Below are 13,186 nucleotides of genomic sequence, written 5' to 3'. Positions count from 1 at the left end.
AAGGGAACAGTCTATGACAATAAAAAGATGTATTAATTTAAATAAAAATTTTCCTACAAAACCAAATATTAACATGCTCACCAAAGTCCCTTTCCTTCAGGAGAGGGATTTAGGGTGAGGTTAATCCAACTTAAAAAAATGCCTGTAAACAGAAACGCATTAATTAGATATAAAACCATCGACAACTGTCTGCAAAATAGATATAGAAAATGGACACTGGAAGACTTAATCGAGGCTTGTTCTGAAGCACTTTACGAATATGAAGGAATAGACAAAGGGATAAGTAAAAGGTCCATTCAAATGGATATCCAGATGATGAGAAGTGATAAACTAGGCTATAATGCTCCTATAATCGTTTTGGAGAAAAAATATTATACTTATGAGGATCCTGATTATTCTATCACCAATATACCTTTAACCGGACATGATCTGAATAAGCTAACTGAGGTTGTTGAACTATTAAAGCAATTCAGCGGCTTTAGTCATTTTCAGGAATTGAGCGGCATGGTGCAACGTCTGGAAGATAAGATACATTCTTCCAAAACCAATAAAAGTTCTGTTATTGATTTTGAAAAAAATGAAAACCTCAAAGGCCTTCAGTACCTGGATACTTTGTACCAGGCGATTATTAATGAAACACCTTTGAATATTGTATATAAATCTTTCAAATCAAGAACAGCAAACACTTTATCTTTTCATCCATACCTGTTAAAAGAATATCGCAACAGATGGTTTGTTCTTGGCATCACCAAAAGGGGACAACCGATGTTAAATCTGGCACTGGATCGTATTGAGGGATTGTCTCATTCCAATATTAATTATATAAGATACAAGCAGGATGATATCAAAGACTATTTCAAGGACGTAATCGGAGTTTCAGTCAACCCTAACGGTGAGCCCGAAAATGTAATGCTTTTTGTTGATCAGACAAATGCTCCCTATGTGATTACCAAACCACTTCATCATTCACAACAATTAATAGAAACCACTGAAAACGGCATTGTAATCTCGTTAAAAGTTCAACTAAATTTCGAATTGGAAAAAGAAATCCTTGGATTTGGAGATGCTGTTAGAGTAATAAAACCTGAGAACCTGAAAAGACGAATCAGAGAAAGACTTGCCCATGCAGTCGACCTGTATGATGCTGACCTCACTTCTTCAGGCATAAAATTGGCTTTGCAAATAGCAGAAGGTAGAGGCTCATCTATTCTTCAAAACGTGTATACTAAAAAAGAAGTAAACAAGATCAAGGCAATTATTCAGGAGTATTTTAACAGAACACTTCCAAAAGAGAATAAACAAGTATATGCTATAAGGCAGGTTCTGATTGAGCTCCCTGAGCTTAAACCTTTTCTGTTTAATAAAAACTTAAAGAAAATACTTGCCAGCAAAGAAGACAATCTGTTTTTATCCAAAGCCATTTATTTTGATAAACCTCCTGAATCCAACTGGTATGTGACATGGCATCAGGATATCACCATCAATGTCGATAAAAAAACAGAAACAGAAGGTTATTCGGGATGGACCCAGAAAGGCAATGTAATCAGCGTTTGTCCGCCTGAAGAAATACTTAAAAACACTCTGACTATAAGAATCCATCTGGATGACACTGATGAAAGAAATGGTGGCTTAAAAATAATACCTGGATCTCATCAGAAGAAGCTTAATGATGATCAGATTGCAACCATCACTCAAAACAGTTTGCCACTCCCCTGCAATGTTAAAGCTGGTGGGATACATTTTATGAAACCGCTGTTGTTACATGCTTCTTCAAAAGGGACAAATCAAAAACACAGACGAGTGCTTCATCTTGAATTTAATTCATCAGAATTACCTGGAGATATAAAATGGGCTGAAAAATCAGATATATGAAATTTAATAGACTTACCTTTTTCAATTAAAAATAATTAATTAAAAACTATTCAAATATGAGATCATTTTTCCTGCTTTTCCTTTTATTTTTTTCTATTAAAATTCAGGGACAAAAAATTATAGACAACCCTGCAATCAAAGAAGTGAGTGTGTTTTCCCAGGGTGCTGAAATCAGCAGAACCTTTAGTATTCAGCTAAATCAGGGAAAAACAGAAATGATCATAACCGGTCTTTCTTCTAATATTGATCCGGGAAGCCTAAATATTTCATCAACACCTTTGGTAAAAATCATTTCCGTTTCAAGCAGAATAGATTTCACAAACGAATGGAGTAAAACTGAAGAGCTTAATGAATTAAATGATAGTATTGAAAAGGTTAATACAAAAATTGAATATAAAGACTTTCAATACGATGCTTTGGAAGAAGAAAAGAAGTCTCTTCTTGCTAACTCAAAACGCGTGGGAAACGCCCAGGGTCTTTCTGTAACTGAACTGGACAATGCTCTCAACTATACAAGAAAAAAGCTGGACGAGATCAATAATCTTTTATTGCAAAGAGAAGGTGAGAAACAGCAATTAAATAAAAAACTTCAAAAACTTATAAGCCGTCAGAAGCAGGTACTGAGAGCAGACTCTGCAACTTCGGCTCATATATATTTGTTGGTTGAAAGTTCTATTCAGCAGAAGGTCACCTTTAAACTCAACTATTATGTAAAATCCTGCGGATGGTCACCCATTTATTCTTTATTCTATAAAAATATACAGGAGCCTTTAAAACTTGAATACAAAGCAAATATCCTTAATAATTCAGGAGAAAACTGGAACAGTAGTAAAATTTCCCTTCATGCAGGTAATCCTTCCAGGTCCCTTACGGCACCGGCTTTAGAAACATGGGTATTGTCTTATCATCAGAAAAAAAGGAATGGTAAAAACTATGGTTATAATGAATCCGGAAATGAAGGCTCTCTATCTAAAAAGCAAATCAAAAAAGGAGCTACTGAAGAGCAGGAAATAGAGCTGGAAGAAGGTGAAATGATTTTTAACATTGAAGGAGAACACACCATACCTTCTTCAACGAGAGAATATCTTGCAGATATAAAACAAACAGTATTGGAGGCTTCTTATCTATATCAATCTGTACCAAAAATGGATGCTAAAGCTTATCTTATAGCCCGCATTAAGGACTGGGAAGGGTTAAAGCTTATAGAAGGTGAGGTAAACGTTTACCAGAGTGGTACCTATGCAGGTAAAACTTATCTAGATCCTTTAGCTGCTGGTGATTCCCTGGAACTATCACTGGGTCCGGATCCTGCCATACAGATATCCAGAGTAAAGAAAAAAGATTTCAGTACCCGAAAACTAATAGGACTACAATTAGTGGAAAACTTCAGCTATGAGATAGACGTCAGAAATCTTAATTCTAAACCTGTTCAGATTGAAATCTTTGATCAGATTCCAATTGCCCAACAAGAAGAAATACAGATTTCATTGGAAGAAAGCGATGGAGCTTCTTATATGCAAGAAAACGGTAAACTTACCTGGAAGCTTGATATTCCAGCGTCTATGACTTCTAAAATTAAACTAGGCTATTCTGTAAAATTTCCGAGAGACAAGGTGGTTATAATAAAAAGAACCGGAAAGGTAATGTGTCCAAAGTTTCGTTAACTAAATTGGTAAGATAAAGAAGCTTCCGGAAAAGCTTCTTTATCTTATTTATTTTTCTTTAGCTTCCTTTGAATCCAGTCCTTTAATTTTATTCCAAATCCACCACTTGCTTCTTCATCATCTTCACCAACCAGATATCCATAAGGCTTGAGCGCAGGTACATTGTCACATATAATTTTCATTATACCCAGCAATGGGAGAAACAGCACCATACCGTCAACTCCCCATATTGCCCCTCCAATAAAAATAACTATGATGGAGGCCAGAGCATTTATTCTAATATAGCCCGCAACTATTTTTGGTGTTACAAAATTATTATCAATAAACTGCACTACCAGCACTACACCGATAACACCCAGAGGATACATAAATGAATCCTCATAAATTAAGGCAACTATAAAAGGTAAAATGGCACCAATAAGTGCACCCAGATATGGAATCAGATTTAGAACACCTCCAAGGAATCCGAAAAATATAGCCTGTTTCACTCCCAAAAGAAGAAAACCTGCTGAAGAAATCACACCATATATAATCATTTCTACCAGCAATCCTGATAAGTAATGGATTGATAGCTTCTTGATTTTATCAATGATCAGATTTACCTGTGCATGCATTTCAGGATTAAACAGCATCAGGATAAAGTTTTTTATTCTATCTCTGAGCAGTAAAAAGAAAAATATGTAGATCAGGACAAGAAGGAAATTACCAAAACCAGTGCTTAGATTCATTAATAATTCTTTAAAAGTATCCCCTGCTCCGGAAAGAAACTTCTGAAACCCTTCTTTCAACATGGAATTCTGCTTACTCACAGATATCCTGGTTTCCTGTTCAATAAATTTATTGACCTCAGAATATTTCTCCAACGCTCTCTTTTTGATATAAGGAAAATCATCACTGAGTTCAATCAGTTGGGATGTAAATAGATATATAATGCTACTTACTACCAATATTATAAGCAAGAGACATATTAGTATAGAAATTCCCCTGCTCAATTTTTTCTCTTCTAGTTTATTACAAACAGGCAAAACCAGCATTGCAAGAATACCGGCAAATAGTATTGGAGAAATTATGCCCTGGATATAATAAAGTCCTGAAAAGAAAAAATAGGTTGTAATAACTAAAATTGAGAATCTGAAATATGCATTGTCCGTGAATCCTCGCTCGTTTGAATGTGCCATTAGATTTTAACTCATCTAAGCCATCCCGTGTTTAATGGCATTTAATTATTAATTCATAACCCAACATCCATCTCATCAGCCTAAACATAAAATACTAACAACCAATACATTAACTCACAAAAAACATCATTCTGAGAATCATACCACCAAATTGGCGAAAATAATCTACTATTACTCTATAGATTTAATATAGAATTACTACTTTTGTAATGTGATATTAAACCATTAAAAACTATGCAGGCAACAGTAGAATATTTAAACGTATATAAAGATGAAGGCTTTGCAATTGAAGCTTTCAAAAAATTCCGTCTGAAAAAAGGAGTAGTTTGCAAAAAATGTGGTTCTACTCATCATTATTGGCTTAAATCAAAACAACAGTTCCAATGCAAGGATTGCAAATTCAGAACAACCATCAGAAGCGGTACTGTTCTTGAAGGCAGCAAACTTCCGATTTCATATTTCTTTATTACACTTCACTTATTATTAAAAAAAGGTAACACTCTTACTGTGGATGAACTTCAGGTAAATACCAATCATAAATACTATGAACCTTTGTGGGATTTTCTTAGAAAAGTAAAGGAGTATATAAGGAAAAATGAGCAAGATCCTATCTTGATTACATACCTGGAAGTGCTGAATGAATCTTCAATCCCTAAGGCTTCATGAAAAAATTATACAACACTTTTTCATAAATCAGCTTAATCTATGAAAAGGGCGGGACTATAAGATTACAATCCCAATAATCTTCCGGCTGTTTTTCAAGATTTTAGACATACATGAAAATAGCATTAATAGGGGCTACTGGCAATATTGGCAGTAGAATACTAAAAGAAGCTTTAAACAGAGGACATGAAGTTACTGCAATTGTCAGAAATCCCTCAAAGTTGGCTTATAATAGTCCGAAATTGAAAATTGTCCAAGGCGACATTTTTGATTCAGATCAGATTTCTGGGGTAGTTAAAAATTCAGACGTTGTGATTAGTGCTTTCGGACCAGGCATGTCTGACACAGATAAATTGGTAAAGGCTACAAAAGCTCTTATTAATGCCATTAAAGCATCAGGTAAATTAAGATTAATTGCAGTAGGTGGCGCTGGCTCTCTTGAAGTGGGAGATGGCATGCTTCTCGTTGAAACGCCTGAATTTCCTTCGGAATGGAAAGCTATAGCTGAAGCTCATAAAGAAGCATTAGCATTGTATGAAAAGGAAATTGGCCTGGACTGGACCAATATAAGTCCTTCTGCCATGATTGAGCCGGGAAACAGAACCGGCATATTTAGAATTAGTACCAACAAACTTCTAATCGACAAAAACGGTACCAGCAGAATTTCGATGGAAGATTTTGCAGTAGCCATTTTAAATGAAGTTGAAAACCCAAATTTCAGAAAAACCCGATTTACAGTGGGCTATTAACTCTGTAATATTTATTCTTTTATCAAAAGGATCTTTTCTTCAACTTCACTGCTTCTGACAACCATAATATATGCACCAGAGGGTAGATGCTCATTACAGAGCACTACCTTTCTGCTTTCTACTTGATTTTCTATACTTTGAAGCACCACCCGGCCAGTCATATCCACAATCGTTACATAAATTTCTTCCTCATCTTTGTTTAACTGAATGGTCACAGACTTGGTAAATGGATTTGGGAAAACGCTCTGAACAAGTTTTATTCCTCCATCTATAGCTACAGCGCGGATACCAAGAAAATTTACTGTTCCATCTTCATCTGTCTGGCTCAGTTTATAATAATACATACCCTCTCTCCCTTTTAAATTGTCATTAAAAACATACCTGGAAGTCATAGAAGATTTAGTAGCTGTAACTCTACCAATTTCAAAAAAATGAATGCCATCTTCAGATTTTTCTATGGTAAAAAGCTTGTTATTTATCTCTGAAATTGTACTCCAGGATAACCAAGCAAAGCCGTCTTTGCAAGTAGCTGTGTAGTGTAGTAATTGAACAGGAGTTGTCTTGTAACATACTCCATCTCCTTCGGGATTGCTGATTGGAATGGTCAGATTCAGTAAGGTACTTCCATTAGCTCCCTGAACTGCTCCATGTGGGCAAGCGCATAACCTGGAATTTCCAGGTAAACCGCCTGTAACTGTAATTGGCAAAACAGGAATTGCAGATCCTTTTAGCCATACAACTCCACCTCCTCCACCTCCTCCCGGACCAAAATTTCTGGTTGGACTATTCTGATTATTTGTATTTCCTCCCTTCCCACCTGAGACATAAATATTAGGGGGTATTGAAATAAAACTTGAAGACACAGATGCATCCAGAAGAATGGTTCCGCCTGCTCCACCACCCCCATTTCCATCCCCATGATCAGGTAAATTTTCAACAACTGGATTTCCGTTGGCTAATACTGAAAAACCGTTTCCTTCAATTCTTACTGCCTTAATTATAATTATTCCACCACCATTACCCCCAGCATTGCAAAGACCATTGTCCTGATGTCCTCCTCCTCCTCCGCCGCCGAGGAATATTTTATTCTGAGTTTCAATAGCTGCTCCAAATCCCAATCCCCCTATACCTGGATTATTTGATGCAAAGGAGCCACACCCTGAAGAAATATTTCCCCCATTCCCTCCATTACCATAATTTGCACCACCTGCTCCTCCGGAGTTTAACTCATTCCCTCCACCTCCTCCATTCAGTTGTTTTCCTCTTCCAGCTTCCATTCCCGCAGTAAATTCAGCTACCCCCTCTCCTTTCAAACCTGATTTGACAGATGGACCTGCAATATAAAATGGACCACTCTGAAATAATACGCAATCTCCCCCGCTAAGACTGCAAGCTCCCCCGCGGAATCCCATCCCTGATACATCAATATTCGCATTCATCGTCACATCTCCTGTAGATTCAAAAATCAGAATTCCGCCTGTCTCGCCATTCCAAGGAGCGCTAGTCAACACGCCGCTAATTGTTACATCTGAATAAACCGGAATATTAACTATCTGAACTTTTTGGGCAGGATCATAGATTCTGATCAATTCATATTTCAAATATAAAATCGCGCCGCTGATTGCTGCTACTTCATTGATTTCATAATTGCCTGCACTCCCAAGGCCCGTGCCTGTAAGATTACCATAAGCAGTAGAATTGTTCTGATCAATCTGGGCCCCTTTCATCTGAATAATCAGCACTTTGTCTCCTACTGAAAACCCTGTAGCCGGTGCTATTGACACAGAATTGCAAGTTTGGTCTATTACAGTAACTTTGGCATATGTATTTATTACTCCTGCAATCTGGGAGAAAGCAGGAAAACTGTAAATCAGAGACAAACACAATATGAATCGCACAAAATGGGGCATGTAAGTAATCTTGACAGAAATTTAATGTTTTATACATTCTAAGCCCTAAATTGTAAGCGAATTGTATTTGAAATTTTAGCAAATTTGTACGATTCAATGATTACCTTTTGGTTTCATCCCGAATAAATGCTACTCACCTTTATGGTAAATGGCTCATTTGCTTCGACAAATACCCTATAGCTAAAGCACTTAACAGATTATGAAGACCTTCAATATAATTATCATTTTCCTATTGGTATTGTTTGTATCCTGCAGAAAGGAGTTTGAAAAACCGCGCTGGGATGCCGGAATTCTTGCGCCACTTATTAAAACCAATCTTGGAATTGATGATATTATCAAAGACAGTATCATTCAGAAAAATCCGGACAACAGCCTGAAAATAGTCAACAGAGAACTGCTGTATTCTATGACTCTGGATAGCCTGCTCAATCTTGGCAAAAAGAATTTCCCCGAATACAATACCTCGAAAAAACTGAGTGAACTTAAGCTGGATTCTAAAACTTTTTCACAAAAAATTACATTGCAACAACTTGCTGACCAGCCTGGTAACGAGGATTTAAAAAAATATTTAGGACAACAAAACGGACCTGTTCCTGCAATCTCAGGTATCAATTTGCCTCCAATAGGGCTTCCTACCGGACTTTTCTTCAAAGAAGCCGACATAAAGGAAGGTAAAATGGAAGTTACTGTAAATAATGGTTTTCCATTTACTATTGATTCTGTCAATTTCAGACTGACAAATGCTTCTGGTAATAATATTTATTATAATGAGATATATAAAAACCTACCCTCCGGCGGCAATGGCAATCGCTCCACAGACCTTGCCGGAAAAAAAGTAGAAGGTGATATTATGAATGCCTATGTGCTCAATATGGTGACAGTCGCGGCTGGCAATGTTCCTTATATGGATCCTGGTTCCGTTATCACAGTTACTATTAAAATCTCCGATGTAAAAGTAAATTCAGCAAATGCTATTTTTCCCGCTCAAAATGTAATCGATGATTCTAACTATGTATACCTCGTAAACATGGGAGATGCAAAGCTGACCAAAGCAAAATTGCGCTCAGGTAAAGTGCGTGTGGAAGTTAGCAGTTCTGCGCAGGATAATATTTACTTCACCTATGACATTCCCGGGGCCACAGACAGAACCGGCACTAGATTCAGAATTGAGGATGTCGTGCCTCCAAACCAGTCCGGCACACCTTTCGTCAAAGAATACGACCTTGCAGGATACGTTCTGGATCTAAGAGGTGTCAATTCCAAAGGTGAAATAAGATCAGATACAACTTTCAATGCATTCTTCAACAAGATTACAGGAAGAATTGAATATACTGGTAAACTCATTTACCTTTCCCTGGACGATTATATGGCTGTAAAGATCAGTATGGAAAATATGGTCCCGGAATATGTAAGGGGCTATTTGGGAAAAGAAAGTGTTTCCCAAACCGGCACTGCGGCTATTGACCTTTTTAAGAAAGTCACTGGTGGAAATTTGAATTTTAAGGAAATCACAAATATCGGAATCAAGGTAGAAAACGGGATTGGTGTAAGCGGCTTTGTTGACGTCAGTAGCATTAAGGGAAATAGACCCGGTGTCCCTCCTATTGAAATCAAGAATATTTCTACTGTCATTAAGGCCGCCAAAGAAAATCCATTACGTTCGGATACTTCCACTCTTTCACTAGGCGCTCAAGGTAGAGAATTGCTGAACATGATGCCTTACTCTATAGATTATCAGGTACAGGCATTTGCAAACAAAGATGTCGACTTTGATACCGCTCAGTTTGCATACTATGGCTCTCCTTTAAATGTTTTTCTGGATATGGAGGTGCCGCTGAACCTGCTGGCTAATAAGCTACAGCTTTCTGACACTATTGAATTTCTTACAAAGGAAATCGAAACATCTGTTAAAAGCGGCTATCTGAATCTTATTGCCAACAATGGTTTTCCGATCTCAGCTAACTTAAAACTCTATTTTCTGGATGCCAATAAAAGCTTAATTGACTCACTTATTTCTCCTGAATTTATCAAACCTGCTCCTGTAAATGCAGGAAAAGCAGTTGGCAAATCTCAAAGTATCATCAGGTATAATCTTAGCGATGAAAATTCCATACAAAACATACTGCACTCCAAATTCATGGTTTTCAAAGCCGTATTTGACACACAGCCAGCAGGAGATTATTATAAAATTTACAGTGATTACGAACTGGATGTCACTGTTTCCGGAAATGTTAATGTAACTATTGAATGATTGAATCTGTGATGAAATACGTTTACCTTTTTGCCTTTTTATTGATCACTTCTACTTCTTTTGGTCAGCTCGAAACAGACCGAAATTTCAGATTTTTGTATGATCTGAGAAATCCTGCTTATGTCAATGAAGCCGGAGATTCTGATTACCTGGACATCACAGCAGGTTCTGGTTATAACAGCAATGCCGTTACCAGTTCCTTTGTTAAAAAACTGGTATTTGGAGGTTTTATCGACAATGGTTTAAAAGACCAGGTAAGTAAAAGATTGAAGGATGTCAACCGATTCGGATTTGATTTTTCCGCCGGGATTAGTGGCAGAGCCAGTCTTGGTTCAGTAAGTTTTGTAGCGGGGCTTTATTATAAAGAACACCTGGACACGAAGTTTTCGAAAGACCTATTTGAGCTCGTTTTCAGAGGTAACAGCCAATTTGCAGGGCAAACCATCAACATTGCCCCACTTAAATACAGATATTTTGATTCACAAAGCCTTTATGTCGGACTTGAGAAAGATCTGAATGAAAAATTAAGAGTAGGTGGTGGTTTGTCATTTATCAGAGGTGGAAGATTTAATCAGGCTATATTGAACCGTGGAGATTTATATACAGAGCCATCCGGAGCATATATCGATATCAATGCTGATCCAAATATCTCTTATTCCGATAGAAGCAAAGGTAATTTCAGTTCTGATGGTTTAGGAGCTTCGTTAAATCTCTATGGCAGATACCATGTAAGCGAAAAATCTACACTTTTATTAGAAGCCAGAGACATAGGTTTTATCAGATGGAAAAATTTAAATAACTACCGTGGCGATTCCACCTATAGATATGATGGTTTTTTCGTAGAGGATATATTTACCTTGAACAACGGATTTCTTGATCGCTACAATTCGGACTCTCTTGCAAAGGATTTAAAAATTCAAAACACAAAAAAGAATATTTCATACCTCATCCCTGCAACTTTTCACATTCAATTTGTCCAGCATTTTAATTCAAAAATCAGTATGTCAGGAGGATTAAAATATATGTGGAATGCCAGCAATCTTCCGAGGGTGTATTTAAAAGGAATTTATTACATAACTGAAACTCTCATTGTAATACCTGCGTTTGGCTATGGTGGGTACGGAAAAGGAGATGTAGAGTTGGGTTTAGCCAAATCTTTTAAAGACAAATATTTTATTTCTTTAAATGGATTATTTATAGAATATGTGGCAATGCCTTCTAAATCTTCCGGACTCGGTTTAAATTTTTCTTTTACAAAAACCTTTTAGTTTCTACCTTTATGGCAGACGAATACGGAAATCTGAAATTGGAAGAACTGCTTAAAGACGAGAATTACGGCTTGGAGGGCGAATTTTGCCTTACCATCGTAACGAATAACGATAACTTTACCCTTAGCAAAGTCGATGGTAAAAAAATCATTCTGACTGAAGCGGGTAAAATAGTTGAGGACTATCTGAACCAGGCAGAAGATCACTTTTCCAATATTACAATAAAAGACTTTGTAATAATGCCTAATTGTCTTCATGCTGTTGTGGAGATTGACTCCAACACCAGAAAAAGAAATTTTATAGTACACGATATTTCCAGATTTGAAATCTCTTTTGGTCTGATGGTTGGAAGAAAAAATCCATTCATGCTAAAAGGTTCTGTATATCATCTGATTTCATGGTTTAAAGCTGCATCATTAATTGAATTGCGCAAAAACGTTTATGAAGATTTTATTTGGCAATCCGGTTATTTTGATTTTAAAATCAATGACCGTTCAGCTCAGAAAAAGGTAAAAGATTATTTAAAGAATTCTGCAACCACCTGGCCTTCTGTAAAAGATGATCCTCATGCAGGAATAATATCATATCTTTCAAAAAAATAACAATGGGAAAATTTCATGATTCACTGAATCTGCTTTCCTCATTCAAGCTAAAAAGGATCAAAAATGCATTTTTGGTCCTTTTTAGCTTTTATTATTCCCGACTTTTAAAAAAACCTCATGCGCTTGGCTTACCTGTCAGTATTTCTTTTGAACCTACTACCAGTTGCAATTTAAGATGTCCAGAATGCCCCAGCGGCTTACGTTCATTTACCCGACCTACAGGGATGCTGGAAGCTAAACTTTTTGAAAATGTAATAAGTCAAATGAAGGACCATCTGACATACCTCACTTTCTATTTCCAGGGCGAGCCTTACCTGCATCCTGATTTCTTATCAATGGTAAAATTTGCCAAGTCTCATAGGATATATACAGCGACCTCCACCAATGCTCATTACCTGAATGAGGAAAACGCAAAAAAAACTGTAGAATCGGGCTTGTCCAGATTGATTATTTCTATAGATGGCACCACACAGGAGACTTACCAGTCTTATCGTGTAGGAGGAAATCTGAATAAAGTAATTGAAGGGACCAAAAACATTATAAAATGGAAGAAAGAGCTAAAATCTCAGACTCCTCATGTAATTTTTCAATTTCTGGTTGTTAAGCCCAATGAACATCAGATCGATGAGGTTTATGCCCTTGCAAAGGAAATAGGCGTTGATGAGGTGCGATTAAAGACTGCTCAGATTTATGACTATGAAGGGGGATCTTCCCTGATACCGGAGGATTCAAAATACTCCAGATATTATAAAGACTCTTCAGGAAAATATAAAATCAAAAACAGTCTGGATGATGGCTGCTGGAAAATGTGGCATTCCTGCGTGATTACATGGGATGGGAAAGTAGTCCCCTGTTGTTTCGATAAGGACGCACAGCATCAGTTAGGAACATTAGAACTAAATACTTTTAGGGAAGTGTGGTTTGGAACAAGTTATAATAACTTCAGACAACAATTATTCCAGAGCAGAAGTCAGATAGAAATGTGTAAAAACTGCACAGAGGGAACGAAGGTCTGGGCTTAACATCCAG

10 protein-coding genes are annotated in these 13,186 nt (G+C 36.9%); 8 read left to right on the top strand and 2 right to left on the bottom strand.

Features of this window, described 5'->3' with window-relative positions; translation table 11 throughout:
- The first annotated feature begins 138 nt into the window (after window positions 1–138).
- On the top strand, window positions 139–1,872 hold the full coding sequence (locus K350_RS0121870) for a phytanoyl-CoA dioxygenase family protein (protein WP_028981725.1): 1,734 nt from the start codon (window positions 139–141) through the stop codon (window positions 1,870–1,872).
- A 56-nt stretch (window positions 1,873–1,928) separates the two neighbouring features.
- The gene (locus K350_RS0121865) at window positions 1,929–3,536 is read left to right on the top strand and encodes a mucoidy inhibitor MuiA family protein (RefSeq protein ID WP_028981724.1); all 1,608 of its coding nucleotides are present in this window, start codon (window positions 1,929–1,931) and stop codon (window positions 3,534–3,536) included.
- A 44-nt stretch (window positions 3,537–3,580) separates the two neighbouring features.
- Here the strand turns inward: K350_RS0121865 and K350_RS0121860 are convergent, their stop codons facing one another.
- Complete coding sequence (locus K350_RS0121860) at window positions 3,581–4,714, bottom strand: AI-2E family transporter (protein ID WP_028981723.1); 1,134 nt, start codon at window positions 4,712–4,714, stop codon at window positions 3,581–3,583.
- A 234-nt stretch (window positions 4,715–4,948) separates the two neighbouring features.
- Between K350_RS0121860 and K350_RS0121855 the strand changes: the two genes are divergently transcribed.
- Both K350_RS0121855 and K350_RS0121850 read left to right on the top strand, forming a co-directional pair.
- Entirely contained in the window at window positions 4,949–5,380 is a 432-nt protein-coding gene (locus K350_RS0121855; protein ID WP_028981722.1) for a transposase, read from the top strand.
- Between the two features lie 110 nt (window positions 5,381–5,490).
- The gene (locus tag K350_RS0121850) at window positions 5,491–6,126 is read left to right on the top strand and encodes an NAD(P)-dependent oxidoreductase (protein WP_028981721.1); all 636 of its coding nucleotides are present in this window, start codon (window positions 5,491–5,493) and stop codon (window positions 6,124–6,126) included.
- Between the two features lie 11 nt (window positions 6,127–6,137).
- On the opposite strand, the gene K350_RS0121845 is transcribed toward K350_RS0121850, so the two are convergent.
- Window positions 6,138–8,024, bottom strand: a complete 1,887-nt coding sequence (locus tag K350_RS0121845) for a T9SS type A sorting domain-containing protein (RefSeq protein WP_211236768.1) — start codon at window positions 8,022–8,024, stop codon at window positions 6,138–6,140.
- 211 nt (window positions 8,025–8,235) lie between these two features.
- On the opposite strand from K350_RS0121845, the gene K350_RS0121840 reads away from it, so the two are divergent.
- From K350_RS0121840 to K350_RS0121825, 4 genes are read left to right on the top strand one after another with little or no spacing between them, the layout of a single operon-like run.
- Window positions 8,236–10,287, top strand: a complete 2,052-nt coding sequence (locus tag K350_RS0121840; RefSeq protein ID WP_028981719.1) for a hypothetical protein — start codon at window positions 8,236–8,238, stop codon at window positions 10,285–10,287.
- Window positions 10,288–10,298: 11 nt separating this feature from the next.
- Window positions 10,299–11,555, top strand: coding sequence for a DUF5723 family protein (locus K350_RS0121835; protein ID WP_156027142.1), 1,257 nt, complete (start codon window positions 10,299–10,301; stop codon window positions 11,553–11,555).
- Window positions 11,556–11,566: 11 nt separating this feature from the next.
- Window positions 11,567–12,157: a transposase gene (locus tag K350_RS0121830; protein WP_028981717.1), complete on the top strand. Its 591-nt coding sequence runs from the start codon at window positions 11,567–11,569 to the stop codon at window positions 12,155–12,157.
- 2 nt (window positions 12,158–12,159) lie between these two features.
- Window positions 12,160–13,179, top strand: a complete 1,020-nt coding sequence (locus K350_RS0121825; protein ID WP_028981716.1) for an SPASM domain-containing protein — start codon at window positions 12,160–12,162, stop codon at window positions 13,177–13,179.
- Window positions 13,180–13,186: the final 7 nt, after the last annotated feature.

Origin of the sequence: Sporocytophaga myxococcoides DSM 11118, from assembly GCF_000426725.1 — a bacterium.
GTDB classification, from domain to species: domain Bacteria; phylum Bacteroidota; class Bacteroidia; order Cytophagales; family Cytophagaceae; genus Sporocytophaga; species Sporocytophaga myxococcoides.
This window is presented reverse-complemented; position numbering and strand designations above follow the sequence as displayed.